The organism is Rhodococcus sp. P4_C10 (assembly GCF_056402135.1).
The window spans coordinates 223,528-248,667 of record NZ_JBFUHZ010000016.1 but is presented as its reverse complement, the minus strand read 5'-3'; the positions used below and the strand labels follow the sequence as shown (position 1 = coordinate 248,667).

Annotated in this window: 26 protein-coding genes; 19 read left to right on the top strand and 7 right to left on the bottom strand. The window is 71.6% G+C overall.

What is annotated here, in order from left to right; translation table 11 throughout:
- The first annotated feature begins 71 nt into the window (after positions 1 to 71).
- The 10 genes from hemB to thrS all read left to right on the top strand — a co-directional run bounded on the left by hemB (position 72) and on the right by thrS (position 7,201).
- The gene (hemB, locus tag AC1DWC_RS13970; protein ID WP_477908859.1) at positions 72 to 2,528 is read left to right on the top strand and encodes a porphobilinogen synthase; all 2,457 of its coding nucleotides are present in this window, start codon (positions 72 to 74) and stop codon (positions 2,526 to 2,528) included.
- Entirely contained in the window at positions 2,525 to 3,223 is a 699-nt protein-coding gene (locus AC1DWC_RS13965) for a hypothetical protein (RefSeq protein ID WP_477908857.1), read from the top strand. The genes hemB and AC1DWC_RS13965 overlap by 4 nt, the downstream gene beginning before the upstream one ends.
- On the top strand, positions 3,220 to 3,651 hold the full coding sequence (locus tag AC1DWC_RS13960; RefSeq protein WP_477908855.1) for a hypothetical protein: 432 nt from the start codon (positions 3,220 to 3,222) through the stop codon (positions 3,649 to 3,651). Before AC1DWC_RS13965 ends, AC1DWC_RS13960 begins: the two co-directional genes overlap by 4 nt.
- Positions 3,644 to 4,129 carry a hypothetical protein gene (locus AC1DWC_RS13955; protein WP_477908853.1) on the top strand — a complete coding sequence of 162 codons (486 nt, stop codon included), beginning with the start codon at positions 3,644 to 3,646 and terminating at the stop codon, positions 4,127 to 4,129. Before AC1DWC_RS13960 ends, AC1DWC_RS13955 begins: the two co-directional genes overlap by 8 nt.
- Positions 4,126 to 4,353 carry a hypothetical protein gene (locus AC1DWC_RS13950; RefSeq protein ID WP_477908851.1) on the top strand — a complete coding sequence of 76 codons (228 nt, stop codon included), beginning with the start codon at positions 4,126 to 4,128 and terminating at the stop codon, positions 4,351 to 4,353. The genes AC1DWC_RS13955 and AC1DWC_RS13950 overlap by 4 nt, the downstream gene beginning before the upstream one ends.
- A 32-nt stretch (positions 4,354 to 4,385) precedes the next feature.
- Entirely contained in the window at positions 4,386 to 4,667 is a 282-nt protein-coding gene (locus AC1DWC_RS13945) for a metal-sensitive transcriptional regulator (RefSeq protein ID WP_072842629.1), read from the top strand.
- A gap of 13 nt (positions 4,668 to 4,680) precedes the next feature.
- Positions 4,681 to 4,884 (top strand): heavy-metal-associated domain-containing protein, encoded by a 204-nt coding sequence (locus AC1DWC_RS13940; protein ID WP_477908849.1) that lies wholly within the window; start codon positions 4,681 to 4,683, stop codon positions 4,882 to 4,884.
- A 94-nt stretch (positions 4,885 to 4,978) separates the two neighbouring features.
- Positions 4,979 to 5,410 carry a helix-turn-helix domain-containing protein gene (locus AC1DWC_RS13935; RefSeq protein ID WP_477908847.1) on the top strand — a complete coding sequence of 144 codons (432 nt, stop codon included), beginning with the start codon at positions 4,979 to 4,981 and terminating at the stop codon, positions 5,408 to 5,410.
- Positions 5,407 to 5,766, top strand: coding sequence for a DUF4180 domain-containing protein (locus AC1DWC_RS13930; RefSeq protein ID WP_477908845.1), 360 nt, complete (start codon positions 5,407 to 5,409; stop codon positions 5,764 to 5,766). Before AC1DWC_RS13935 ends, AC1DWC_RS13930 begins: the two co-directional genes overlap by 4 nt.
- Positions 5,767 to 5,977: 211 nt before the next feature.
- Positions 5,978 to 7,201 (top strand): threonine--tRNA ligase, encoded by a 1,224-nt coding sequence (gene thrS, locus AC1DWC_RS13925; protein ID WP_477908843.1) that lies wholly within the window; start codon positions 5,978 to 5,980, stop codon positions 7,199 to 7,201.
- A gap of 28 nt (positions 7,202 to 7,229) precedes the next feature.
- On the opposite strand, the gene AC1DWC_RS13920 is transcribed toward thrS, so the two are convergent.
- Complete coding sequence (locus AC1DWC_RS13920; RefSeq protein ID WP_477908841.1) at positions 7,230 to 9,149, bottom strand: acyl-CoA dehydrogenase family protein; 1,920 nt, start codon at positions 9,147 to 9,149, stop codon at positions 7,230 to 7,232.
- Between the two features lie 144 nt (positions 9,150 to 9,293).
- On the opposite strand from AC1DWC_RS13920, the gene AC1DWC_RS13915 reads away from it, so the two are divergent.
- Complete coding sequence (locus AC1DWC_RS13915; protein ID WP_477908839.1) at positions 9,294 to 10,772, top strand: flavin-containing monooxygenase; 1,479 nt, start codon at positions 9,294 to 9,296, stop codon at positions 10,770 to 10,772.
- Positions 10,773 to 10,784: 12 nt separating this feature from the next.
- On the opposite strand, the gene AC1DWC_RS13910 is transcribed toward AC1DWC_RS13915, so the two are convergent.
- Genes AC1DWC_RS13910 through AC1DWC_RS13895 form a run of 4 tightly spaced genes read right to left on the bottom strand, consistent with a single transcriptional unit; the run spans position 10,785 to position 13,917 of the window.
- Positions 10,785 to 11,885 carry a sulfate/molybdate ABC transporter ATP-binding protein gene (locus AC1DWC_RS13910; protein ID WP_477908837.1) on the bottom strand — a complete coding sequence of 367 codons (1,101 nt, stop codon included), beginning with the start codon at positions 11,883 to 11,885 and terminating at the stop codon, positions 10,785 to 10,787.
- 10 nt (positions 11,886 to 11,895) lie between these two features.
- A complete protein-coding gene (locus tag AC1DWC_RS13905; protein WP_477908835.1) occupies positions 11,896 to 12,708 on the bottom strand; it encodes an ABC transporter permease in 813 nt (270 codons plus the stop codon).
- A 25-nt stretch (positions 12,709 to 12,733) separates the two neighbouring features.
- Positions 12,734 to 13,519: a molybdate ABC transporter substrate-binding protein gene (modA, locus tag AC1DWC_RS13900; protein ID WP_477908833.1), complete on the bottom strand. Its 786-nt coding sequence runs from the start codon at positions 13,517 to 13,519 to the stop codon at positions 12,734 to 12,736.
- On the bottom strand, positions 13,516 to 13,917 hold the full coding sequence (locus AC1DWC_RS13895; protein ID WP_477837888.1) for a TOBE domain-containing protein: 402 nt from the start codon (positions 13,915 to 13,917) through the stop codon (positions 13,516 to 13,518). Before AC1DWC_RS13895 ends, modA begins: the two co-directional genes overlap by 4 nt.
- 215 nt (positions 13,918 to 14,132) lie before the next feature.
- On the opposite strand from AC1DWC_RS13895, the gene AC1DWC_RS13890 reads away from it, so the two are divergent.
- Entirely contained in the window at positions 14,133 to 15,503 is a 1,371-nt protein-coding gene (locus AC1DWC_RS13890) for a class I SAM-dependent methyltransferase (RefSeq protein WP_477908832.1), read from the top strand.
- 170 nt (positions 15,504 to 15,673) lie between these two features.
- Here AC1DWC_RS13890 and AC1DWC_RS13885 read toward each other — a convergent pair whose 3' ends face one another.
- On the bottom strand, positions 15,674 to 16,153 hold the full coding sequence (locus AC1DWC_RS13885) for an Lrp/AsnC family transcriptional regulator (RefSeq protein ID WP_072842827.1): 480 nt from the start codon (positions 16,151 to 16,153) through the stop codon (positions 15,674 to 15,676).
- A 141-nt stretch (positions 16,154 to 16,294) separates the two neighbouring features.
- Here AC1DWC_RS13885 and hppD point away from each other — a divergent pair, with 141 nt between their 5' ends.
- The gene (gene hppD / locus AC1DWC_RS13880; protein ID WP_477908828.1) at positions 16,295 to 17,503 is read left to right on the top strand and encodes a 4-hydroxyphenylpyruvate dioxygenase; all 1,209 of its coding nucleotides are present in this window, start codon (positions 16,295 to 16,297) and stop codon (positions 17,501 to 17,503) included.
- Positions 17,504 to 17,644: 141 nt separating this feature from the next.
- Complete coding sequence (locus AC1DWC_RS13875; protein ID WP_477837884.1) at positions 17,645 to 17,998, top strand: hypothetical protein; 354 nt, start codon at positions 17,645 to 17,647, stop codon at positions 17,996 to 17,998.
- Positions 17,999 to 18,010: 12 nt separating this feature from the next.
- Here AC1DWC_RS13875 and AC1DWC_RS13870 read toward each other — a convergent pair whose 3' ends face one another.
- A complete protein-coding gene (locus AC1DWC_RS13870; protein WP_477908826.1) occupies positions 18,011 to 19,546 on the bottom strand; it encodes an ATP-binding protein in 1,536 nt (511 codons plus the stop codon).
- Positions 19,547 to 19,893: 347 nt separating this feature from the next.
- On the opposite strand from AC1DWC_RS13870, the gene hemL reads away from it, so the two are divergent.
- The 5 genes from hemL to resB all read left to right on the top strand — a co-directional run bounded on the left by hemL (position 19,894) and on the right by resB (position 25,132).
- Positions 19,894 to 21,219 (top strand): glutamate-1-semialdehyde 2,1-aminomutase, encoded by a 1,326-nt coding sequence (hemL, locus tag AC1DWC_RS13865; protein WP_477908824.1) that lies wholly within the window; start codon positions 19,894 to 19,896, stop codon positions 21,217 to 21,219.
- An 82-nt stretch (positions 21,220 to 21,301) separates the two neighbouring features.
- Positions 21,302 to 21,970 carry a histidine phosphatase family protein gene (locus AC1DWC_RS13860; protein ID WP_072842640.1) on the top strand — a complete coding sequence of 223 codons (669 nt, stop codon included), beginning with the start codon at positions 21,302 to 21,304 and terminating at the stop codon, positions 21,968 to 21,970.
- Positions 21,967 to 22,572 (top strand): TlpA disulfide reductase family protein, encoded by a 606-nt coding sequence (locus AC1DWC_RS13855; protein ID WP_072842641.1) that lies wholly within the window; start codon positions 21,967 to 21,969, stop codon positions 22,570 to 22,572. Before AC1DWC_RS13860 ends, AC1DWC_RS13855 begins: the two co-directional genes overlap by 4 nt.
- 2 nt (positions 22,573 to 22,574) lie before the next feature.
- Positions 22,575 to 23,432: a cytochrome c biogenesis CcdA family protein gene (locus AC1DWC_RS13850; protein WP_072842642.1), complete on the top strand. Its 858-nt coding sequence runs from the start codon at positions 22,575 to 22,577 to the stop codon at positions 23,430 to 23,432.
- A 20-nt stretch (positions 23,433 to 23,452) separates the two neighbouring features.
- Positions 23,453 to 25,132, top strand: a complete 1,680-nt coding sequence (gene resB / locus AC1DWC_RS13845; protein WP_477908821.1) for a cytochrome c biogenesis protein ResB — start codon at positions 23,453 to 23,455, stop codon at positions 25,130 to 25,132.
- Positions 25,133 to 25,140 lie beyond the last annotated feature (8 nt).

The following is a 25,140-nucleotide window of genomic DNA, read 5'->3' as shown; positions in this document are numbered from 1 at the left end:
CACCCCGTCACAGCACCTGACATCGCACGACCCCACACTGCTCGACACTTGAACGCACTGGAGAACAACCGATGAGCCGAGTCCGAAAGAACACTCCCGGACGGATCCTGTTCGTGGGCTCCGGGCCCGGCGATCCCGCGCTGCTCACCGTCCGCGCCAGGGACGTCCTGGCCAACGCGACGCTCGCGTTCACCGATCCCGACGTCGACAAGGGCGTCGCCGCGCTGGTCGGCACGGCGCTGCTGGTCAAGGGCGTCGAGGTCGACCCGGAGCACCCCCTCTCCGAGGTGCGGCCCGCCCTCGGCGAGCCCGCCGAGGTCGCGAAGACCCTGGTCGCCGAGGCCAAGAACGGCCACGACGTGGTCCGCCTGGTCTCCGGCGATCCGCTGACCACCGACTCGGTGATCGCCGAGGTCACCGCGGTGGCCCGCACCCAGGTGGTCTTCGAGGTGCTGCCCGGGCTGCCCGCCGGTTCGGCGGTGCCCAGCTACGCCGGCATGGCGCTGGGCTCCGGCCACACCGAGGCCGACGTCCGCGGCGAGGTCGACTGGGCGGCGCTGGCCGCCGCGCCCGGCCCGCTGGTGCTGCACGCCGGTGCCGCGCACCTGGCGGAGACCGCGAGCGCTCTGGTCGAGCACGGCCTGGCCCCGCAGACCCCGGCCGCGATCACCGTCCGCGGCACCACCCGCCAGCAGCGCACCGTCGAGGCCACCCTCGCCACCCTGAACGAGGCGGGCTCCGAACTGGTCGGCTCGCTGATCGTCACGGTCGGCAAGGTCGTCGCGCAGCGCAACAAGATGTCCTGGTGGGAGTCGCGGGCGCTGTACGGCTGGACCGTGCTGGTGCCGCGCACCAAGGACCAGGCCGGCGAGATGAGCGAGCGGCTGGTCACCCACGGTGCCATCCCGATCGAGGTGCCGACCATCGCAGTCGAGCCGCCGCGCAGCCCCGCGCAGATGGAGCGCTCGGTCAAGGGCCTGGTGGACGGCCGCTACCAGTGGGTGGTGTTCACCTCCACCAACGCGGTCCGCGCGGTGTGGGAGAAGTTCGAGGAATTCGGTCTGGACGCCCGCGCCTTCTCCGGCGTGAAGATCGCCTGCGTCGGCCAGGCCACCGCCGACAAGGTGCGCTCGTTCGGCATCAACCCCGAGCTGGTGCCGTCCGGTGAGCAGTCCAGCGAGGGCCTGCTGGCCGAGTTCGCCCCGTACGACGACGTTTTCGACCCGGTCAACCGGGTGCTGCTGCCGCGCGCGGACATCGCCACCGAGACCCTCGCCGAGGGCCTGCGTCAGCGCGGCTGGGAGATCGACGACGTCACCGCCTACCGGACCGTCCGGGCGGCGCCGCCGCCGGCCGAGACCCGCGAGATGATCAAGACCGGCGGGTTCGACGCGGTGTGCTTCACCTCGTCGTCCACCGTCCGGAACCTGGTCGGTATCGCGGGCAAGCCGCACGCGCGCACCCTGGTGGCGTGCATCGGGCCGAAGACCGCGGAGACGTTGCCGGGTCGGTGGACCCGTCAACCGCGCACGAGCCCGACGAAGGAGGGCATGATCTTTCCCGCCGAGCGGCCCCGCCGCCTGCGCAGCACCGCGGCGATGCGCCGCCTGGTTGCCGAAACCTCGCTGGAGCCACGGCATCTGGTGCTGCCGATGTTCGTCGCCGACGGCATCGACGCGCCGCGTGAGATCTCCTCGATGCCCGGCGTCTTCCAGCACACGCTGGACTCGCTGCGCGTCGCCGCCACCGAGGCGGTGGCCGCGGGCGTCGGCGGTCTGATGCTGTTCGGTGTGCCGCGGCCCGAGGACAAGGACGCAACCGGGTCCGGGGCCAGCGATCCCGACGGCATCCTCAACCGCGGTCTGCGGGCGCTGCGCACCGAACTCGGTGACGACACCGTCATCATGGCCGACACCTGCCTCGACGAGTTCACCGCGCACGGCCACTGCGGGGTCCTCACCGCGGACGGCGCCGTGGACAACGACGCGACCCTGGTCCGCTACGTCGACATGGCGCTGTCGCAGGCCGAGGCGGGCGCGCACCTGCTCGGCCCGAGCGGGATGATGGACGGCCAGATCGCGGCGATCCGTGCGGGTCTCGACGCCGCGGGCCACCTCGACACCGGCATGCTCGCGTATGCGGCGAAGTACGCCTCCGCCTTCTACGGCCCGTTCCGGGAGGCCGTCGGGTCGTCGCTGAGCGGCGACCGGCGCACCTACCAGCAGGACGCCGCGAACCGCCGCGAGTCGCTTCGCGAGGTGGACCTGGACCTGGCCGAGGGCGCGGACATGGTGATGGTCAAGCCGGCCATGTCCTACCTCGACGTGCTCCGGGAGACCGCCGACCGTTCCACGGTTCCCGTTGCGGCGTACCAGATCTCGGGGGAGTACTCGATGATCACCGCGGCGGCGCAGAACGGCTGGATCGACCGGGACGCCGCCATCGACGAGTCGCTGCTGTGCATCCGCCGGGCCGGGGCGGACATCGTGCTCACCTACTGGGCCGCCGAAGTGGCGGCCCGGTTGTGACGACGCCCTCGCCGCAGGACCCGCAGCAGTCGCCGCAGCCGCAGCAGCCGCAGCAGTCGCCGCAGCCGCAGCAGTCGCCGCAGCCGCCGCAGGATCCGCAGCCGCAGTATCCGGCGCAGTCGCCGTACCCGCAGCCGTACCCGGCGCAGCAGCAGTACCCGTACCCCCAGTCGCCGCCGGTGCCGCCGAAGCCGCAGCCGCCCGTGGACGTGGTCACCGCGTTCCAGTTGCTCTGTGGCGTCGCCGGTCTCGGCGTGGTGAACCTCTTCGCGACGCTGGCGACCGCGCTGGGTGACCGGGCGAACTTCGCCGACCAGTTGGTGCGTGACGTCCGTGCCCAGGACGAGACGGTGGAGATCACCCGTTCGACCGCGGAGGGCCTGCTGCTGATCGGTTTCGGGCTGACCGCGGTGCTCGGGCTGATCCTGACCGGGGTGTACCTGCTCTTCGTGTTCAAGATGCGCGCCGGCCGAAACTGGGCGAGGATGCTCGTCACCATGATCGGTGTGATGACGGTGTTCGTCGCGATCCCGACGGTGTTCGGGCTCGGCGCGGTGGGCGGTGCGGCCGCCGTCGTCGCGGGCGGCGCCGGCATCCTGCAGGCGGTGCTGTCGGTGGGCGCGGTGGTGCTGATGCACCGGGCCGACTCCAACCGGTACTTCATGCCGGGTGTGAAGGCGCAGCAGCACCGGTGACCGACGAGCGCACCCGGCCGCGACCGGTCACCGTGGCGTACTGGCTGTGGCTGGCCTGCTCGGCGTTGCTGGTGCTCTTCGGGTTGCTGGCCGTCACCAGTTCCGGTGCGGCGCTGCGCGATCAGCTGCTCGGAAACGGTGCGGCGCCCGACGACCTCGACTCGCTGATCCTGCTGCTGCGTGGCTCCGGCGCGGTCGCGCTGCTGGTGGGCCTCGCGGTCGGGCTGATGGCCGGTCCCGCCCGCGCAGGCGACGGGCGCTTCCGCCGGGCGCTGGTGGCGCTGTCGGCGGTGTTCACGTTCCTCGAACTCGCGCTGCTGCCCACCGGGGTGGGCCAGGCGCCGGTGCTGCTGGTGGCGGTGGTGACGCTGGCGGCGGGCATGCTGGTGTACCTGCCGTCGGCGACCGCGTGGTTCGACCGTGGCTGAGCCGGCGGTGTTCGCCGAGCCCGGCGGGAGTTGGCGGCTGGTCGCGGTCGGGCCCGTGCTGTGCCTGGTGGTCCTGATCGGCGACTTCTTCTTCGGTGCCGGGGTGCACTGGCTGGCACTGACGGTGTGCGCGGCGCTGCTCGCGGGTCTGGTCGCGTTGCAGGTGGCGGCGGCCCGGGAGCACGCGAGCGTTGCGCTGACCGACACCGACCTGCGGTGCGGGACCGAGACGTTGGCGCTTGCCGAGATCGAGGCGATCCTGCCCGCGGGCGACCCGTTCGCCGCGGACCTGGAACCCTGGGAGACGGCGCGCGCTCTCGGCGAGCTGTCCGGGGTGCCGAAGCGGCGGACCGGGATCGGGCTGCGACTGCGCGACGGCGGAATCGTCCGGGCCKGGGCCCGGGACGGCGACGGGTTGCGGGCGGCGCTTGAGCGTGCGGTGCCTGGCACCGCCGCGGACGAGGGGAGCGGACGGTGACCGGACGCATGCTGAGGGTCGCGGAGGGGTTCCTGGCCGTGCTGGCGCTGGCGCTGGCGGTGTGGTGCTGGAGGCAAGGGGTGAGCACCACGGAGTTCGGGCCGCTGGTCGAGGGGGCGCCCGCGTTCACGGGCACCCGCTATTCCGGGTCGTGGATCGGCGGCGCGGCGGCGCTGGTGATCGCCGCGGGACTGCTGCTCCTCGACGTGGTCCGCCGCCGGTAGCGGACAATACCCTTGGGGGGTACCCTGGGGGCATGAACGGTTACTCCCCCGAGAAGGACGACCTCCTCAAGCGACTGCGTCGCATCGAGGGGCAGGTCGCCGGGATCTCGCGCATGGTCGACGACGACCGGTACTGCATCGACATCCTCACCCAGGTGTCGGCGGCAACCAAGGCGCTGCAGTCGGTTTCGTTGAAGCTGATGGATGCGCACCTGGCCGGCTGCGTCGTCGAGGCCGCCAAGAAGGGTGGGCCCGAGGCCGACGCCAAGGTCAAGGAGGCGTCCGACGCCATCGCCCGGCTGGTCCGGTCGTAGGGGAGGGGTGGCGATGCCGAGCACCTTCGCCGTCGTCGGCATGACCTGCGGGCACTGCGTCGCCGCGGTCACCGAGGAGGTCGGCGCGATCGCCGGCGTCACCGACGTCCGGGTGGACCTGGCGTCCGGTGCGCTCGAGGTGACCAGTGACGCCCCGCTCGCGCGGCAGGCGGTCGCCGAGGCTGTCGAGGAGGCCGGCTACCAGCTGTCCGCCTGAGTGCGGGGGTTTACTCCCTTTTCTTACCTGAACAACCGTATCGCCCCTTGCCGAAGGGGATGATACGGTTGTTTTCGTAATCTTGAGGGGAGCCATGGCGCAGGAGTTGTTCACCGCGGACGAGGTCGCCGACCGGCTGGGTCTGCACGTGCGGACGGTCCGCGGATACATCCGCGACGGCAGCCTCGGTGCCGTCCGGATCGGCAAGCAGTACCGGATCGCGCGCGCCGATCTGGAGGCGTTCACCGGGCAGTCGTCGGCCGGGCCCGCCGTGGCGCGGCCGGCCCGTTCGGAGGCCGTGAGCGTCGTCGAGGTGGAGTCGGTGGATGCGGCGACGGCGGACCGGGTGGGCACGCTGGTGACCGCCGCGGCCGCCGGCCCGCGCGACGACGGCGAGGTCCCGCTGCGGGTCGAGTCCGTCTACGACCCGACCGGCGAGCGACTCAAGGTCATCGTGGTCGGTTCTCTCGGCGCGACCGCGCACGTGCTCGGACTGGTCGACGCGGTGCTCGGAAGCGCCGCGTGAGCGCCGCCGTGATCGCGGGGACGTCGACGTGGGTGTGCCCGCCGGAGGGGCCCGAAATCGGCTCCGAGGCCGACGCGCTCGACGTGATCGGGCAGACGTACGGCACCGACGTCGAGTGCGTCGTGCTACCCGTGACCCGGTTGGCCGCGGACTTCTTCGACCTCCGAACCAGACTGGCGGGCGAGATGCTGCAGAAGTTCGTCAACTACCGGTTGCGGGTGGTGATCCTCGGCGACATCGACGAACACATCGGGCGCAGCGGCGCCCTCGCGGACTTCGTGCGCGAGTCGAATCGGGGCAGGCAGGTGTGGTTCCTGGCGACCAGCGCCGAGCTGGAGTCCCGGCTGGGCGGGTGAGCGCGAGCGCGGCCGGGTATTGATCGACGCGAGAGTCGGATGTACGCTCCCACCGTGATTTGCATTCAGCACCTGACGACGACGCCGGACACCTTCCGGCGCGCCGTCTAGCATCTGCTGACCGACCAAGCGAGCTCCGGGAGTCATTGTCCCGGGGCTTTTTTCGTGTTCGGGCATCGATTCCCTCTCGCGTCACGAGAGTGGGCACCCCATGACAATCGATCATCGCGTTCTGGGCCGTGAGCTCGAACTGTTCGACACCGCACCCGTCGTCGGCGCGGGCCTTCCGCTGTGGCTGCCGGACGGCGCGATCATTCGCGCCGAACTCGAGGCGCTCGCGGCGGAGGAGGCGGCCCGCACCGGCTGCCGCGGCGTCTACACACCGGTGCTGGCCAAGAAGGAGCTCTTCGAGAGGTCCGGCCACTGGTCCAAGTTTGCCGCGGACATGTTCCCGGAGATGCGGATCGGCGGCGAGAGCTTCCTGCTGAGGCCGGCCAACTGTCCGCACCACGCGCAGGTGTTCGCCGCGCGCGGACGCAGCTATCGCGACCTGCCGTTCCGGCTCTCCGAACTGGGTTCGATGTTCCGCAGCGAAATGTCCGGCGTGCTGGGCGGATTGAGCAGGGTGCGCCAGATCAATCTCGACGACGCGCACGTGTTCTGCGCGCCGGAACAGGTCGGTGACGAGGTCGAACTCGCGCTCGGCGCGATCGAGCGCTGCTACCGGATCCTCGGTGTCACCGAGCGCCGTTACCGACTCTCGCTCCGCGGCGCGGCCGGGCAGTACCTCGGCACCGACGAGCAGTGGGCCCGCGCCCAGGACCAGCTGCGCGGTGCGCTCGCCGCGCTCGACCTCGACTTCGTCGAGGCGGACGGGGAGGCAGCCTTCTACGGCCCGAAGATCGACGTCCAGGTCGTGGACGGCCAGGGCCGCGAGGAGACCCTGTCGACGGTGCAACTCGACTTCAACCAACCCGAGCGTTTCCGGCTCGAGTACACCGGCGAGGACGGCGCCAGGCACCGCCCGGTCATGATCCATCGGGGCCTGCTCGGGTCCATGGAGCGGATGGTGGCGCTGCTGGTCGAGCGCTTCGGGGGCCGGATGCCGCCGTGGCTGGCGCCCAGACAGGTGGCCGTCCTGCCGGTGTCCGGGCGACACCACGACGAGGCGGACAAGCTGCGGGTCGAATTGCGGGAGAACAAGATCCGCGCCGAGATCCTCGGTGCGGGCTCGCTGGGCGCGCGCATCCGCGAGTCTCGCCGACGCCGCGACCCGTACATCGCGGTGGTCGGCGACGCGGAACTGGAGAACCGCACGGTCAGTGCCGTGGTCCCCGCGTCCGGACAGCGGGGCAGCGTCGAACGGGAGGTGTTCGTCCGGTGCGTGCTCTCCGACGTCCGGACCCGGGCGCTGCGGCCGGGCGAGCTCGGGTGAACCCCGCCCGCGCCCGGCCGGTCCACGGTCAGCCCTCGAGCATCGCCGCGCCCAGCGTGGACTCCGGCACCGCGAACCCCTCGACCAGTTCCAGCGCGTGCGGGCGCAGCGTGCGGCAGCGCTCGTTGACGCCGCGGGTGACGGCCTTGGCCCGCTCGACAGACAGGTGCCGGTGCTCCATGAACCAGGCCTTGTCCTCCTCGATCACCGTCAGGGCGTAGAGGTCGCACAGCTCGCCGAGCAGGTCCGCCGCCGCCCCGTCGGGGCACGAGTCGATGCCCGCCACGAACGCCTCGAGCACCACCCGGTCGATGTGCGCCTCGGCGGCCCGGAGCACGTGGTCCTGGACGAAGTTGAACGCGTCGAACGGGTCGTCCTCGCGCTTCTGAGCGCCCTGCAGTCGCCGGGCGGCGGTGGAGAGCAGGTACTCCTCGCGGTCGGAGAACATCCTCAGCTGGGTGCCGCGGTTGAACAGGCTGCCGTCCTCCTCGTTGTCCTGCCGGGTGTCGAGGATGGTCTGGATGATCTGTTGCGCCGCGGTGCGCTTCTTGACCACGTCGCCGACGGTGGTGGCGGCGAACCGCATCCAGTCCACCGGACCCATCCCGCGCACCTCGTCGGCGTAGGCGGTGAGCAGTTCCTTCGCCACCAGTTGCGTGAGCACGTGGTTGTCGCCCTCGAAGGTGGTGAACACGTCGGTGTCGGCCTTGAGCGCGACGAGCCGGTTCTCGGTGAGGTAGCCGGCGCCCCCGCAGGCCTCGCGGCACTCCTGGATCGTCCGGGTGGCGTGCCAGGTGTTCGCGGCCTTGAGCCCGGCGGCGCGGGCCTCGAGCTCGCGCTGTTCCTGCGGGTCCACCTCCCGCGCGCTCTGGATCTCGTGCAGCCGGGTGACCAACTCGTTCTGCGCGAAGTGCAGGGCGTAGGACTTCGCGATCAGCGGCAGCAGTCGGCGTTGGTGTACGAGGTAGTCCATGATGAGGACCTCCTCGCTACTCTTGGGTTTGTCGAACTGCCTGCGCTGCAACGCATACCGGGTGGCGATGGACAGGGCGACCCGGGCCGCCGCGCCGGCCGCCCCGCCGACGGTGACGCGGCCCCGCACCAGGGTGCCGACCATGGTGAAGAACCGCCGGTTCGGGTTCTCGATCGGCGAGCTGTAGCTGCCGTCCGCGGCGACGTCGCCGTACCGGTTGAGCAGGTTCGCCCGCGGTACCCGCACCCGGTCGAAGACGATCCGGCCGTTGTCGACTCCGGGCAGGCCGCCCTTGTACCCGCAGTCCGAGGTGGTGACTCCGGGCAGGTCGCCGCCCCGCTCGTCCCGGATCGGGACCAGGAAGCAGTGCACGCCCTTCGGCTCCGGTTCCTCGCCGGGGCCGGCGGTGAACAGCTGCGCGAACACGGCCGCCATCCGGGCGTGCTGGGCCGCGCCACCGATGTAGTCCTTGCGGGCCGACGGGGTGGGGGAGTCGATCACGAACTCCCCGGTCGCGGCGTCGTAGGTGGCGGTGGTCTCGAGTTCCTGCACGTCGCTGCCGTGCCCGGTCTCGGTCATCGCGAAGCAGCCGAGCAGGTCCAGGTCGATCAGCGGCCGGACGTACGCCTCGTGGTGGGCGGCGGTGCCCAGGTTCTCGACGGCGCCACCGAACAGGCCCCACTGCACCCCGGCCTTGACCATCAGCGACAGGTCCGACATCGCGAGCATCTCGATGCTTGTGACCGCCGCGCCGACGTCGCCGGTGCCGCCGTGCTCGACGCTGAAACCGTTGGCGGCGTAACCGGATTCGGCGAGAACCTGCATCTGCTCGAGCGTCTTTGCCCGGGCGGCGTCGAGGTCCGGCGTGAAGTGCGGCGCGAACTCGGGGCGGGTGAGGTCTACCCGGACCTTCTCCCGCACCTCCCGCCACCGGCCGTCGAGGGTGGTCCGCAGGTGATCCGCCGTGGTTGCCATGCCCCGACCGTAGCGACCACGTGGTGCACCTGCCGGGTGCGGCGCGGTCGCCCGGTCCGCCGTTGTCTCTGCGAACAGGGCGATTTGCGTTAAACGGTACCCAACTTGAACACTGTTCAAGTTGGTGGTGAGAGGTGGAGTTCGATGACACAGGCAGACGAGGCAGGGCTCGGCGCGGGGACGGTCCGGCACACCCGGGTGCTGGTCATCGGTGCGGGATTCGCCGGGCTCGGCATGGCGGTGGGCCTGGCCCGGGCCGGTGAGGGCGAGTTCGTGGTGCTCGAGAAGGCCGACGAGGTCGGTGGCACCTGGCGGGAGAACACCTATCCGGGCTGCGAGTGCGACGTGCCGTCGGTCCTGTACTCGTACTCGTTCGCGCCGCACCGTCGCCGCGGCGGCGACCGGGCCTCACAGCCCGAGATCCTGGACTACCTCCGGCGGGTGAGCGACGAGTACGGCGTCCGCGCGAAGATCGAATTCGGCGCCGAGGTCGGCGGCGGACGATGGGACGAGGCCGCCCGGCGTTGGCACGTCCGGACCGTGGACGGCCGCGAGTACGTCGCACAGTTCCTGGTCGTCGGGACGGGCGCCCTGCACCAGCCCGCGCTGCCCCGGATCCCCGGCGCCGGGACCTTCGGCGGACCTTCCTTCCACTCGGCGCAGTGGGACCACACCGTCGACCTCACCGGCAAGACGGTGGCGGTGATCGGCACCGGCGCGAGCGCGGTCCAGCTGGTGCCCGAGCTCGCCGCTCGCGCCGGCGCGCTGCAGCTCTACCAGCGCACGCCGCCGTGGGTGCTGCCGCGACGCAGGTCCCGCCTGTCAGCCGCGCGGGTGCCTGCGACCGGGCGGATCGCCCGAGCGCTGACCTACTGGAACGCGGAGCTGCTGGCGCTCGGGCTCAACGGACCGCCCGCGCTGACCCGGCCCCTCGAACGTCGGGCACGGGGGCATCTGCGCCGTCAGGTCCCGGACCCCGAACTCCGGCGGGCGCTGACGCCGGACTACCGCATCGGCTGCAAGCGGATCCTCCGGTCCGACGACTACTACCCGGCCCTGAGCCGGCCGGGCGCGGAGGTGGTCACCGACCCGATCGCCGAGATCCGCCCGGACGCCGTCGTGACCGCCGACGGGACGGTGCGCCCGGTGGACGTGATCGTCTACGCCACCGGATTCCGGGTGGCGGGCCCGCTGGCCCGGCTGCCGCTCGCCGGGCGGGGCGGCGTCACCCTGCAGGAGCTGTGGTGGCGGGACGGGATCGCGACGCACCTCGGCATCACGGTCTCGGGCCTGCCCAACGCGTTCCTGCTCACCGGGCCGAACACGGGCCTGGGGCACAGCTCCCTGGTGTTCATGATCGAGTCGCAGGTCCGGCACGTGCTCGCGGCGATGGCCCTGGTGGATCGGGACGGGGCGCGTGCGGTCGACGTCCGCGCTGACGCGCAGGCCGACTACCACGCTGACCTGCACGACCGGCTCGCGTCCGCCGTCTGGAGTACCGGTGGATGCGCGAGTTGGTATGTCACCGCGGACGGCACCAATCACTCACTGTGGCCGGGCTTCTCGTGGCGGTACCGGCTGCGTACGCGGAGGGTGCGGCGGCGCGACCACGAGCTGTTCTGACGGTTGCCCGGCTCAGCCGGCGGGTGCCGGCAGCGCCGGGTGCAGCTCCACCTCCTGGGTCTTGACCACGAAGTACACCCGCCGCCCCGGTGCGAGGTCGAGGTCGGCGACGGCCGCGGCGGTGACGTCCGCCGCGAGACCGGCGCTGCCGTCCGGTTTCTCGGCGCCGCGCACCCGCACGGTCGTCCCGTGTGCCTCCATCTCGGCGATGGTCACGGGGAGCGCGTTGCGGGGGCTGGCATGCGGCGGTTCGAGGTGCACCGCCACCGCGGCCGGCCGGAACAGGGCGACCGCCGCCGCGCCGGGGTGGAGGTCGCCGCCGGGCTCCTCGATCCCGGAAACGATAGTGCCCCAGGGCGTCTCGAGTGAACCGGTTGCCGCCATGGTGCCGGCGAGCAGGTTGACCCCGGCGATCCGGGCTCCGAAGGCGCTGCGCGGCGAGGTGAGGACCGAGCGCACGGTGCCGGACTCGACGATCCGGCCCGCGTCGACGATCGCCACCCGGTCGGCCAGGGCGAGCGCGTCGAGGAGGTCGTGGGTGACGATCACCGCGGTCCGCGACTGCTCACGCAGGACGGTCCGCAACAGCCGGCGCACCGCGGGCGCGGCGGTCACGTCCAGCGCGGACATCGGCTCGTCCAGCAGCAGTAGTCGCGGCTCGGCGGCGAGAGCCCGCGCGATCGCGACCCGCTGGGCCTGGCCGCCCGAGAGTCGGGCGGGCCGGCGGCGGGCCAGGTCCTCGGCGCCGACGGCCTGCAGCCACTGCCGGGCCAGTTCGCGGGACGCCGCCCGGCCCGTCCCGCGGCTGCGGGGTGCGAAGGCGACGTTCGCGGCGGCGCTGAGGTGTGGGAACAGCAGCGGCCGCTGGGACAGCAGCGCCACGCCGCGCGCGTGCGGCGGGACGAACACGCCGGCGGCCGTGTCGGTGAGGGTCGCGTCGCCGAGCGTGACGGTGCCGTGGTCGGGCCGCACCAGACCCGCGATCAGCGACAGCAGCGTGGACTTGCCGGCCCCGTTGGGGCCGAGGACGGCCAGCACCTCGCCGTCCGCCAGGTCGAGGTCGAGGTCGACGCCGCGCCGCTCGATCCGGGCCCGCACCGACAGCGCGCTCACCGCGGGCCCCTCACGGCGCGCCACTGGTGAGACGCCGGCCGTGGACCGCGGCCACGATCACGGCCGCGACCACGATGAGCAGCAGTGACAACGCGACCGCGGCGTCCGGGTCGGTCTCGCGTTGCAGGTAGATCTCCAGTGGCAGCGTGCGGGTGACGCCCTGCAGCGAGCCGGCGAAGGTGATGGTGGCGCCGAACTCGCCGAGTGCCCGGGCGAAGGCGAGCACCGCCCCGGAGAGCAGGCCGGGCAGCACCAACGGCAGCGTCACCCGGCGCAGCACCGTGGTGGGGCGGGCGCCGAGGGTGGCGGCGACCCGCTCGAAGTCGCGACCGGCCACGCGCAGTGCGCCCTCGAGGCTGACGACGAGGAACGGCAGCGAGACGAAGGTCTGCGCCAGCACGACGGCGGTGGTGGAGAACGCGATCCGGACGCCGAAGGCCTCGAGGTGCTGGCCCAGCAGGCCGTTGCGTCCGAAGGTGTACAGCAGTGCGATGCCGCCGACCACCGGCGGCAGCACCAGCGGCAGCAGCACGAGGGCGTGCAGCAGCGAGCGCCCGCGGAAGTGGCCGCGGGCCAGCACCAGGGCCATCGGTACCCCGAACACAATGCACAGCAGCGTGCTCGCGGCGGCGGTCTTCAGGCTCAACGTCAGTGCGGTGCGGGAGGATTCGGAGGTGACCAGCGGGACGAAGTTCGCCCAGTCGATCTCGACCAGCACCGCCACCAGCGGCAGCAGCAGGAAGGCCGCGCCGATCGCTGCGGGCAGGTAGGACCACGTGGGCAGGCCCACCCCCGCCGCGGTGCCCCGGCGCAGGCCGGTCACCGAGCCGGTCCCGCCGACCGGTTGGTCACGGCGCCGCGAACCCGGCCTCGGCCAGCACCTGCCGACCGTCCGGTCCGATCACCAGCTCGACGAATTCTGCTGCGGCGGAGTGGTTCTGTGACTCGTTCAGGACGGCGATCGGGTAGGTGTTCACCGCGCGGGACGCCTCCGGGAACGCCACCGCGGTCACCTTCTCGCCCGCGTTGGCGGCGTCGGTGACGTAGACCAGGCCCGCGTCGGCCTGCCCGGAGGTGACCTTCCCGAGGACGTCGGCGACCGAGGACTCCTCGCTGACCGGCGCGAGGTAGACGCCGGTGGCCTGCTCGACCTTGACGGTCGCCGCGCCGCAGGGCACCTGCGGCGCGCACACCACCACCTGGTTGCCGGGCTCGGCCAGGTCGGCGAACGAGGTGATGCCCCGGGGGTTTCCGGGGGCGGTGACGATGGTGAGGGTGTTGGTGGCGAAGTTGACGGGGACTCCGGCGACGAGCCCGCCGTCGGTGGACTTGGTCATGTTCGCGGTGTCGGCGGAGGCGAACACGTCGGCGGGCGCGCCCTGGCTCAGCTGTGCCACCAGGTCGGACGAGCCGGCGAAGTTGAACCGCACCCGGCTGCCGGGGTGTGCCTCCTCGAACTGCGCGCCGAGTTCGGTGAACGTGGGCTTCAGCGAGGCCGCGGCGAAGACGGTGACGTCACCGGTGACCGCCGCGCCGGTGGTCGGGGCGGCCGGGTCGTCGGACGAGCCCCCGCAGCCGGCCACCAGGGCCGTGGCGGCCAGCACCGCCAGCAGGCCGGGAACGGTGCGGGTCACGATGTACCTCCGGGTGTTTCGACGACGACAGTGGTGGCCTTGACCATCGCGACGGCGACCTTGCCGGGCACCAGCCCGAGTTCGGCGGCCGACGTGCTGCTCATCAGCGAGACGACGGTGAAGGGCCCGCACTGCATCTGCACCTCGGCCATCACCTTGTCGGTCGTCACCTTGGTCACGAGCCCGACGAACCGGTTGCGGGCGGAGCTGCCGGTGCCGAGGGGGTCCGGTGGTGGCGTGGCGTGCTCGCGGGCGAACTCGGCGAGCACCTCGCCGTCGATGACCTTGCGTCCTGACTCGTCCTTGCCCGCGACCAGCGTGCCGGCGTCGATCCAGCGCCGCACCGTGTCGTCGCTGACGCCGAGCAGTGCCGCGGCGTCCTTCACGCGAATTGACATGTGATCCCTCCGTCATCCGCGTATGCGGTTGATTTGAGATGCTAGACCAGTGGATGCCGACAATGCGCGGCGAAGTATCCGCGTTCGCAATTCTTTCTCCGTCGCGGTTCCCCGGCCCGGTCCTGGGTCCGGAGGTACCGTGAGGTGGTCACCTGCAGGCGCGGCGCCGCTCCTGCCGACGCCGCTCGGCTTCGCCCCGGAACGGAGGCCGATTCATGTTGTCGTCGTCGGTGTTCGCGTCGAGAAGTGCGGCACCGCAACTGTTGTCGGTCTTCGAGTCCGTTGCGGGCGCACCGCTGCCGGTACGGGTCCGCTGCTGGGACGGGTCGGTGGCGGGGCCCGAGTCCGCCGCCGTGACCGTGACCTTCCGCAACCGGCGGGCGCTGCGGCGAATCCTCTGGTCGCCGAACGAGCTGGGGCTGGGCCGCGCATACGTCGCGGGCGACCTCGAGATCACCGGCGACCTGTTCGCCCTGCTGGATGACCCGGACGTCATCGGGCGGGTGGCCCGACGGGACCTGCGCACGCTCGGGTGGCGCGAGCTGGCGGGTCACGCGGGTACCTTCCTGCGGCTCGGCGCGCTCGGCCCCCGTCCGAAACCTCCCGCCGAGGAGCTGATCCGGCGCCGCGGCGCCAAACATGGCAAGGCGCGTGACGCGGAGGTCGTCTCCCGGCACTACGACGTCGGCAACGACTTCTACCGGTTGCTGCTCGGCCCGAGCATGGTCTACTCCTGCGGCTACTGGGAGCGCGGCACCGCGGGGACACTCGAGGACGCGCAGCACGACAAGCTGGACCTGGTCTGCCGAAAGCTGGGGCTGCGGCCGGGCATGCGCCTGCTCGACGTCGGCTGCGGCTGGGGGTCGTTGGCCATCCACGCCGCCCGGCACTACGGCGTCCGTGCGGTGGGGGTGACGGTGAGCGGGCAGCAGTGCACGCTGGCGCGGGCCCGCGTCGCCGAGGCCGGGGTCGCGGACCGCGTCGAGATCCGGCTGCAGGACTACCGCGACGTGACCGACGGCCCCTACGACGCGATCGCGAGCATCGGCATGTCGGAACACGTGGGCGACGCCCAGTTCGACACCTACCTGGCGGGCATGGCGCGACTGCTCCGGCCGGAGGGGCGACTGCTCAACCAGGCGATCGCATCCGTTGCGCCACTGGCGGATCCATCCCACGAGCCGCCGAACTTCGTGGACCGGTACGTGTTCCCGGACGGGGAACTGCTGCCGCTGAGCCGGGTGCAGGGTGCGGTCGAACGCTCGGGGCTCGAGACCCGGGACTGCGAGTCGTTGCGCGAGCACTACGGCGTCACGTTGCGGCACTGGGTGGACAACCTGCGCGGGTCCTGGGCCGAGGCGACCGCGTTGGCAGGGCCGGAGCAGGCCCGGATCTGGCTGCTCTACCTGGCGGCCAGCGCCGTGTCCTTCGAACGGGGGCGGATCACCGTCAACCAGGTGCTCGCGGTGCGCCCCGGCGACCGCGGCGGCAGCGGGATGCCGAGCACCCGCGAGGAGTGGCTCGGCACCGTCGGGCACGCGCCGTTCGACCCGGCGGCGGGGTCCGCCGGCAACGCCGCGCCGTAACTTACCTCTGGGTAGACTTACCGAGCAGTCAGTACTACCCTGACAGCGTCTGCGACGGTCGCTTCGAGGGGTGTGGCCGTCCGGAGTGCGCGCCGGGATCGGCAAGGGCAGTTGCCTGTCCGGCTCGGCTCGGTGCCCCGCCGACCTGCGGACCCCGGGTCATCCTGGGCTCAGCGGTCCCGGGCGCCGGCCGCGGCCTGCGCCAGCTGCAGCAGGCGCAACGGGATCTGGGTCTGCAGCGCGATCGCGGTCGACGAGCGCAGCACGTGCTGTCCGTCGACGATCTGGTTGATCACCCGCTGCAGGTCCGCATGCGTGCGGGCGACCACCCGCACCAGCACGTCGCCGGCGCCGGTGATGGTGAGAGCCTCGAGCACTTCCGGGATCGCGGTCAGGTGCTCGACCACGGCCTCGTGACCCTGGCCCTGGACGATCTCGAGGGTGGCGAAGGCCGTGACGGGAAATCCGAGCGCCTCGGGGTCGAGGGTGGGGGAGAGGTCGGCGATCACGCCGCTGCGTTCGAGGCGCTCGAGCCGGGCCTGCACCGTGCCACGGGCAACGCCGAGCCGCCGGGAGGCCTCGAGCACCCCGACCCGGGGCTCGGCGTGCAGCAGCGCCAACAGGTCCGCGTCGAGTCGGTCGATACTCATCCCGGCACCTCGCTCGCACACGGCCACTCGCCCTGGTCAACTTGTCCGGTCACAGTCGGACAACTCTCAGCATTCTGTACAGAATGGTCAGCGTCAATCGCGGTCGTTGCCCGCCGTCCCGGCACGGATCACAGTGAAGGCATGACCCTCGCGGACCGCATGCTGACCCCGCACGAACGCGCCGCGCGTCTCGGTGCCGACCAACTCCGTCAGCTGGTCGGGTTGGTGGACCACGACGACGCCGCGGACCCGTTCCCGGTCGTCGGCGTCGACGCGGTGGTGTTCGCGTGCGGCAACGCCACCCAGAGCGCGCAGTACTTCGTCGCCACCTGGGGCATGACGCTCGTCGCCTACGCCGGCCCGGAGACCGGCAGCCGCGACCACAAGTCCTTCGTCCTCGAGTCCGGTTCGGTGCGCTTCGTGCTCGAGGGCGCGGTGGATCCGGCGAGCCCGCTCGCGGACCACCACCGCAGGCACGGCGACGGCGTGACCGACCTGGCCCTCGAGGTCCTCGACGTGGACCGCTGCGTCGCGCACGCCCGCGCGCACGGGGCGACCGTCCTGCTCGAACCCCACGACGAGGCAGACGAGTTCGGCGTGGTGCGGGTCGCCGCGCTCGCGGCCTACGGCAGCACCCGGCACACCCTCGTCGACCGCAGCCGCTACGACGGGCCGTACCGGCCCGGGTTCGTCGCGCGCCGCAGCGGATTCGTGTCCCGCCCCGGTGTCCCGGTGCCGCTGTTCCAGGCCCTCGACCACGCCGTCGGGAATGTCGAGATGGGCCGGATGGACCACTGGGTCCGGTTCTACAACGAGGTCATGGGCTTCACGAACATGGCCGAGTTCGTCGGCGACGACATCGCCACGGAGTACTCGGCGCTGATGAGCAAGGTCGTCGCGAACGGCAACCACCGCGTGAAGTTCCCGCTCAACGAGCCCGCGGTGGGACGTCGGCGCTCCCAGATCGACGAGTACCTCCAGTTCTACGGAGAACCCGGCTGCCAGCACCTGGCCCTGGCCACGGCAGACATCCTCGGCGCCGTCGACGCGCTGCGCGCCGCGGGCGTGGAGTTCCTCGACACCCCCGACGCCTACTACGACGACCCGCAGTTGCGGGCCAGGATCGGTGCCGTGCGGGTGCCCGTCGACGATCTCAAGCGTCGCGGTGTCCTGGTCGACCGCGACGAGGACGGCTACCTGCTGCAGATCTTCACCAAGCCGCTGGGCGACCGGCCGACCGTGTTCTTCGAACTGATCGAACGGCACGGCTCCCTGGGCTTCGGGAAGGGCAACTTCCGGGCCCTCTTCGAGTCCATCGAACGGGACCAGGCGGCGCGCGGGAACCTGTGACCCGCGCGCACCGAGTGTGCAGATCCCGTCGGACACACTCGGGCGATGCCCCTGGCAGATGCACACTCGAGCCGGGCCGTGACCCGATCGGTACTCGTTGCGCTGGCGAATGGTGCCCCGGTCGTGTTCTATCTGTGAACTATGAGCTCAGTCACCCGCATCGTCGCCGCCACTGCCGGATCCGTCGCGATCCTCGCCGCGTCCGCCGCGATCGCGACCGCCGCCCCCGCCGTCGCGAAGTACACCCCGCTCGCCGACGGGGGCCACACCGAGTACCTGGTCAACCCGGTCCTCAACCAGGACGACCTGCTCAGCACCGACAAGGACATCACCACGATGCCGGACGTGCGGGCACACAGCATCGACGGCCGCACCTTCTCCTTCTACCGGGTCGTCGACGGCACCCGGATCGGCATGGTGCGGATCAACGAGTTCTGCCTGCCCACCGGCGCCTGCCACGGCATCATCGTCGACGGCCCCACCTCGGTCTTCTGACGCGGGACCTCCTCACGCCCAGGTGGTAGGCACGTCGCCGCCGCCCTCGGGGCTGACCCGGGTGCCCACCTGGGCGAACAGCGGCACCGGCGCGATCGGCCCGGCGAACAGCGCCTGACCGAGACCGAAGCCGGTCGCCCGGTGCAGCATCGGCGCGGGCACGTGCGAGAACAGGGTGCTCAGGTCGTCGAGGTCGGCGGTGCCGTTCATCCGCATCAGCACCAGGTTGTCGCACTGCGAGACCACGTTCGGGTGCACCTTCCCCGGGCGCTGGGTGGCGACGAACAGGTGCAGGCCGAACTTGCGTCCCTCCCCGGCGATCAGCACGCCGAGTTCGGCCGTCGCCGTCAGCAGCGGGTCCTCGGTGACGGCGGGCAGCACGTTGTGCGCCTCGTCGACGACGAGCAGGACCGGCTCGCGATCCCGGCGACCGGCCCACCGCCTGCCGAGCATCGCCAGCGCGACCGCGGTCCGCTCGTCCTGCCGCGACAGGCTCCCGACGTCGACGACGAGGCACCGGGCGGCCCGCACGTCGAACTCCACCGCCGAACGCTCGTCGCCGCGCCGCCACAGGTCCCACTCGCCGATCCGGAGGTTGCCGATCCGGGCGGCGAGGCGCTCGGTTTCGGGGTCTGCCGCGGCGGCCGCCGCCAGGTCGCCGATCGAGTACGGCGCGGTCAGCGTCGCGGACACCTGACGGAACGCGCGGAACTCGTCGAGGTCGCGGATCGGGTCCATCCGCAGCAGCAGCGCCTGCACGTCGAGGTCGAGATCACTGAAGTCCAGGCACAGCGTGTGCGCGCCGCCGTAGCCCCGTGCCCGCGCCACGTGCACCCCCGTCGCGACCTGGCGGTGGCGCGCGGCGGCCGGCGAATCGTCCCCCGGGTCACATGCGCCGAGGAACACGTGATCGGAGTTCGGGTCGAGCACCACGATCGGCAACTCGGTGTGGCCGAGCAGGCGTTCGAGGAGGCCCCCGGTGGTGTACGTCTTGCCCGACCCGGACTGGCCGCACATGAAGGTGTGCCGCGCGAACCCCGTCGCGCGAAGCCTGGCCGGGACACTCGGCGCCTGCCGAAGAACGCCGATGTCGATGGTCGCGGCTGTCCCCGTCAGTCCCTCGGCGATCGCGGCCACCTCGTCGTCGGTCGCCGGCCGCAGCGGGTGCTCGCCGAACGGCTCGACCGCCTGCCGGGCGACGAAGACGTCGCGGTCGAACTCGCCCAGGGTGGTCGCGGCCCCGGTCAGCGCGCGCATCAGCGGGCGGGCACGAGCCGAGACGACACCCATCTCGGTCATCTGCTCGCGCACCGCGAAGTCCAGCTGCGGGCCCTCCCGTTCGACCATGCGGACCTCGCGCACCTGCACCACGACCCGGCGTGCGCCCGTGAACTCGATCACCGCGAACCCGCCGATCTCGACACCGGTGGCGATCGGCCCCATGAAGGCCACCTCCCGGCCGTCGGCCGACGCGGCCACCTGCGCCACGTCGAAGTGGTCGTAGAGCTCGTGTCGGTGCGACTGCAAGGAGTCAAGCATCGGTTCCATGCCGACATCCTGGCATCGCCACCCGGCCGTCCGACGATTTCCGGCCTCCCACGGGTTTCGCGACAGTGCCCCCGGGTAGCTCCGCGGGCTCCGCTCCTGGGTGAACCGGGTCGCTCCGCGGGCTCCGCTCCTGGGTGAACCGGGTCGCTCCGCGGGCTCCGCTCCTGGGTGAACCGGGTCGCTCCGCAGGCTCCGCTCCTGGGTGAACCGGGTCGCTCCGCAGGCTCCGCTCCTGGGTGAACCGGGTCGCTCCGAGGGCTCCGCTCCTGTGTGACCCGCGTCGCTCCGCGGGCTCCGCTTCGTACCCTGCCTTTGTCAAGATCGAAATAACTGGGACACTGGGGGTCGTGACTGTTTCCACCGGCGCTTCGGCGCGGCCCGCCACCACCTCCGCCCAACTCTTCGAGCGGGCAGGCGCGGTCATCCCGGGCGGCGTCAACTCGCCGGTCCGTGCGTTCCAGTCGGTCGGCGGCACCCCGCGCTTCATCGCGAAGGCGTCCGGCTGCACCCTCACCGACGTGGACGGCAACGACTACGTCGACCTGATCTGTTCGTGGGGCCCGATGATCCTCGGCCACGCGCACCCGGCCGTGGTCGAGGCCGTCCAGAAGGCCGCCACCACCGGACTGTCCTTCGGCGCCCCCACGGAGGGCGAGATCGAGCTGGCCGAGCTGATCGTGGACCGGGTCGGGTCCGTCGACCAGGTGCGTCTGGTCAACTCCGGCACCGAGGCCACCATGAGCGCGGTCCGGTTGGCCCGCGGCTTCACCGGCCGCAGCAAGATCGTCAAGTTCTCCGGCTGCTACCACGGTCACGTCGACGCGCTGCTCGCCGACGCCGGCTCCGGCGTCGCCACCCTCGGGCTGCCCACCTCGCCCGGCGTCACCGGCGCGCAGGCCTCGGACACCATCGTGCTGCCCTACAACAACCTCGACGCCGTCGCCCAGGCGTTCGCCGCGAACCCCGGCCAGATCGCCTGCGTGATCACCGAGGCCGCCGCCGGCAACATGGGCGCCGTCGCGCCGCTGCCCGGTTTCAACGAGGGCCTGCGCCGGTTGTGCACCGCGCACGACGCCCTGCTGATCATGGACGAGGTGATGACCGGGTTCCGGGTCAGCTCCGCCGGTTGGTACGGCCTCGACGGCGTCGCCGGCGACCTCACCACCTTCGGCAAGGTGATGAGCGGCGGCCTGCCCGCCGCCGCGTTCGGCGGTCGCGCCGACGTGATGAACCACCTCGCCCCGGCCGGCCCGGTCTACCAGGCCGGCACCCTGTCCGGGAACCCGGTGGCCGTCGCCGCCGGGCTGGCCAGCCTGCGCGCGACCGACGATGCCGTGTACGACGCCCTCGAACGCAACTCCGCGACCCTCGGCCGACTGCTCGGCGAGGCGCTCACCGAGGCCGGGGTCCGGCACCAGGTCCAGTTTGCAGGCACCATGGTGAGCGTGTTCTTCGCCGACCGCCCCGTGACCAACTACGCGGAGGCCAAGGCGAGCGACACCTGGCGCTTCCCGGCCTTCTTCCATGCACTGCTCTCCCGGGGTGTGTACGCGCCGCCGAGTGCCTTCGAGGCGTGGTTCGTCTCGTCGGCCCTCGACGATGCTGCGTTCGACCGGATCGCGGCCGCGCTGCCGGCCGCCGCAAAGGCCGCGGCCGCGGCCACCGCCCCGTAGCTCCGCCCGCCAGACGCCTCACCGGCAGCTGTTCCACGGCCGCCGCCAGCCACCCCGCCACTGAAGATCACGGAGCAACCACGTGACCAGCCCGAACCAGACGCCGTCGAGCGACCATGCCGCGACCCGCACGATCGTGCACGTGCTCCGGCACGGCGAGGTCCACAACCCGAAGGGGATCCTCTACGGCCGCCTCCCCGGGTACCGGCTGTCGGTGACGGGGGAGGCGCAGGCCCGCACCGTCGCGTCGGTGCTGGCGAACCACGACATCACCCACGTGGTGGCGTCGCCGCTGCAGCGCGCCCAGCAGACCGCCACCCCGATCGCGGACAAGCACGGACTGACGCTGGCCACCGACGACAACCTGATCGAGGCGGCCAACGACTTCGAGGGTCTCAAGGTCTCCGTCGGCGACGGCGCGCTGAGCCGGCCCCGGCACTGGTGGAAGCTGCGCGACCCCTTCACCCCGTCCTGGGGCGAGCCCTACCTGCAGATCGCGCACCGCATGCTGGCCGCGGTCAACACCGCGCGTGTCGCCGCCGTCGGGCACGAGGCCGTGTGCGTCAGCCACCAGCTTCCGGTGTGGACGCTGCGCCGGTTCCTGCAGGGTGAGCGGCTCTGGCACGACCCGCGGAACCGGCAGTGCGCGCTGGCCTCGCTGACCTCCCTGGTCTACGAGGGCGACACCCTCGTCGACATCGTCTACTCGGAGCCCGCGGGGGCGTCCGATCCGAGGGTGACCGGGGCATGACTCGCTTTCGCGCCGCGCCGGTCCTGCGTGCTCTCGTGACGCTCGCCGTGCTCGGGTCGGTCGCGGCCTGCGGCACCGGGACCGACGCGGTGGTCCAGGGCGGCACGTTCGACTTCGTCACCCCCGGCGGCAAGACCGAGATCTTCTACGACCCGCCGAGCGAGCGCGGCACCATCGGCAACATCTCCGGTCCGGACCTGATGGTCGACGGCAAGACCACCTCGCTCTCCGACTTCGCCGGCCAGCCCGTCGTGGTCAACCTGTGGGGCCAGTGGTGCGGGCCGTGCCGGGGCGAGGCCGACGACCTCGAGACGGTGTACGAGAACACCAAGGACCTCGGCGTCGCCTTCCTGGGCATCAACGTCAAGGACCCGCAGCAGGACAAGGCGCAGGACTTCGTCACCGACAACAACGTGAGCTACCCCTCCGTGTACGACCCCGCGATGCGCACCCTCACCGCGCTCGGCGGCAAGTTCCCCACCAGCGTCATCCCCTCCACCCTGGTCCTGGACCGGGAGCACCGGGTGGCGGCGGTGTTCCTCAAGGCCCTGCTGGCCGAGGATCTGCAACCGGTGGTCGAAAGGGTCGCGCGAGAGCAGTGAACATGACAGATCTGACCGCTCCCCACCAGGCCGTCCTGGCCGCCGGAATCGGCGAGACCTTCCAGAGCACCGCGGCCTCCGGACCGCTGCTGCTGGCGATGGCGGTCTGCGTGCTCGCCGGCCTGGTGTCCTTCGCCTCGCCGTGCGTGGTGCCGCTGGTGCCCGGCTACCTCTCCTACCTGGCGGGCATCGTCGGCGCCGACGCCCCGGCGGTGACGGCCGCCGAGGCGTCCGCCCGCAGCGAGGGGTCGGTCCGCACCGAGGTCCGGGCCGCGAGGCTCCGCATCGCCGGCGCGGTCGGGCTGTTCGTGCTCGGCTTCACCGTGGTGTTCGTGCTCGCCACCGCCTCGGTGTTCGGGCTGATCTCGACGCTGATGATCAACCGTGAGGTGCTGCAACGGGTCGGTGGTGTGGTCACCATCGCCATGGGCCTGGTGTTCATCGGCCTGGTGCCCGCGCTGCAACGCGACGTGCGTTTCGAACCGCGGCGGGTCTCCGGCCTGATCGGCGCCCCGATGCTCGGCGCGGTCTTCGGCCTCGGCTGGACGCCGTGCCTGGGCCCGACCCTCGCCGGGGTGCTGTCCGTGGCGGCAGGCACCGAGGGCGCGACGGCGGCCCGCGGCGTGCTGCTGATCGTCGCGTACTGCCTCGGCCTGGGGCTGCCCTTCGTGATCCTGGCGTTCGGTTCGGTGAGCGCGCTGCGCGGGGTGGGCTGGTTGCGGCGCAACGCGCGGGTGATCCAGATCTTCGGCGGCGTGATGCTGGTGGCGGTGGGCCTGGCCCTGGTCACCGGCGCCTGGGACGTCTTTGTCAGTTGGGTACGCGATGCGTTCATCTCGGAGGTGACGTTGCCGATATGACGGTGAACGAGGAGCAGGTTGTGACGGAACAACAGCCGGCGGGCACCCCGCCGCGGCGGCAGTCGGCGTTCGGCCGCGTGGTAGCCCTGGTGCGCAACACCTGGCGTGGGCTGACCTCGATGCGGACGGCGCTGGTGCTGCTGTTCCTGCTGGCCTTCGCGGCCATCCCCGGCGCGCTGCTGCCGCAGCGCAGCCTCAATGCGGGCAAGGTCGACGAGTACATCGCCAACCGCGGCAGCCTGGGCACCCTGATGGACAAGCTCGAGCTGTTCGACGTGTTCGGCAGCTTCTGGTTCACCGCGGTGTACGTGCTGCTGTTCATCTCGCTGGTCGGCTGCATCCTGCCGCGCTGCTGGGAGCACTACCGGGCGCTGCGGACCCAGCCGGTGGCCGCACCGCGCCGGCTGTCCCGGCTGCCGCATCACCTGACCACCGGCACCGACGCCGACCCGGAGGCCGTGGTCGAGCTCGTCGGCGCCCGGCTGCGGGGCTGGCGGAAGGTCACCCGCACCGGCGGCGACCTGCGCGCGGGCCGCCCCGGCGAGATCACCCTCTCCGCGGAGAAGGGCTACCTGCGTGAGGCGGGCAACCTGGTCTTCCACCTGTCGCTGGTAGGCCTGCTGGTGGCCATCGCCGCGGGCAAGCTCTTCAGCTACGAGGGCAACGTCGTGGTGGTCGCCAACGGCGGTCCGGGCTTCTGCACCACCTCGCCGGCGGTGTTCGACGGGTTCCGGGCAGGAAACAACGAGGACGGCACCGGGCTGACCCCGCTGTGCGTCAAGGTCAACGACTTCACGGCCGACTACCTGGAGAACGGCCAGGCCGAGATGTTCACCTCGAACATCGAGTACCAGGCCGGCGCCGACATCGCCAGCAACACCTGGCGCTCGCAGCAGCTCCAGGTGAACCACCCGCTGCGGGTCGCGGGCGACCGCGTCTACCTGCAGGGACACGGCTACGCGCCCACGTTCACGGTGACCTTCCCGAACGGGGAGACCCGCACCGAGACGCTGCAGTGGCGTCCCGACGACGCGACCACCTTCCTCTCCAGTGGTGCGCTGCGGATCGACCCGCCGGGTGGCATGTACCCCGACTCCGAGGAACGCCGCAAGAACCAGATCGGCATCGAGGGTCTGTTCGCGCCGACCGCGCTCTTCCACGGGAACCTGCTCTCGTCGAGCTTCCCCGCGATGAACGACCCGGCGGTGGCGATCGACATCTACAAGGGCGACACCGGGCTCGACACCGGCAACCCGCAGTCGATCTTCTCGCTGAGCAAGGAACTGGTGAACCAGGGCCGGATGGTCAAGCAGGACCGGGTGAACCTGCGGCCGGGCGAGAGTTCGACGCTCGCGGACGGCACCGTCGTCCGGTTCGACGGGGCCACGGACTTCGTGAACCTGCAGGTCTCGCACGACCCCGGGCAACAGTGGGTGCTGGTGTTCGCGCTGTCGATGATGGCGGGTCTGCTCGTCTCACTGGTGGTCAAGCGACGCCGGATCTGGGTGCGTGTCTACCCGGCGCCGGAAGATGCCGACGCAGTGTCGGCTACATTGGGTTCACAACGACGTACCGTAGTAGAGCTGGGTGGGCTCGCCCGCACCGACCAGGCCGGTTGGGGCGACGAGTTCGACCGGCTGGGTAGCCGTCTGCTCGACGATCTCGATCCCGCACAGACCACATCGCAGAACCGCGCCTGAGGCGCAGG

Bases quoted from the DNA above. Each gene is read 5' to 3' on its own strand.
- hemB (WP_477908859.1), top strand. From the start codon at position 72: ATGAGCCGAGTCCGAAAGAACACTCCCGGACGGATCCTGTTCGTGGGC.
- AC1DWC_RS13945 (WP_072842629.1), top strand. From the start codon at position 4,386: ATGAACGGTTACTCCCCCGAGAAGGACGACCTCCTCAAGCGACTGCGT.
- AC1DWC_RS13940 (WP_477908849.1), top strand. From the start codon at position 4,681: ATGCCGAGCACCTTCGCCGTCGTCGGCATGACCTGCGGGCACTGCGTC.
- AC1DWC_RS13935 (WP_477908847.1), top strand. From the start codon at position 4,979: ATGGCGCAGGAGTTGTTCACCGCGGACGAGGTCGCCGACCGGCTGGGT.
- thrS (WP_477908843.1), top strand. From the start codon at position 5,978: ATGACAATCGATCATCGCGTTCTGGGCCGTGAGCTCGAACTGTTCGAC.
- AC1DWC_RS13920 (WP_477908841.1), bottom strand. From the start codon at position 9,149: ATGGCAACCACGGCGGATCACCTGCGGACCACCCTCGACGGCCGGTGG.
- AC1DWC_RS13915 (WP_477908839.1), top strand. From the start codon at position 9,294: ATGACACAGGCAGACGAGGCAGGGCTCGGCGCGGGGACGGTCCGGCAC.
- AC1DWC_RS13895 (WP_477837888.1), bottom strand. From the start codon at position 13,917: ATGTCAATTCGCGTGAAGGACGCCGCGGCACTGCTCGGCGTCAGCGAC.
- AC1DWC_RS13890 (WP_477908832.1), top strand. From the start codon at position 14,133: ATGTTGTCGTCGTCGGTGTTCGCGTCGAGAAGTGCGGCACCGCAACTG.
- AC1DWC_RS13885 (WP_072842827.1), bottom strand. From the start codon at position 16,153: ATGAGTATCGACCGACTCGACGCGGACCTGTTGGCGCTGCTGCACGCC.
- hppD (WP_477908828.1), top strand. From the start codon at position 16,295: ATGACCCTCGCGGACCGCATGCTGACCCCGCACGAACGCGCCGCGCGT.
- AC1DWC_RS13875 (WP_477837884.1), top strand. From the start codon at position 17,645: ATGAGCTCAGTCACCCGCATCGTCGCCGCCACTGCCGGATCCGTCGCG.
- AC1DWC_RS13870 (WP_477908826.1), bottom strand. From the start codon at position 19,546: ATGGAACCGATGCTTGACTCCTTGCAGTCGCACCGACACGAGCTCTAC.
- AC1DWC_RS13855 (WP_072842641.1), top strand. From the start codon at position 21,967: ATGACTCGCTTTCGCGCCGCGCCGGTCCTGCGTGCTCTCGTGACGCTC.
- AC1DWC_RS13850 (WP_072842642.1), top strand. From the start codon at position 22,575: ATGACAGATCTGACCGCTCCCCACCAGGCCGTCCTGGCCGCCGGAATC.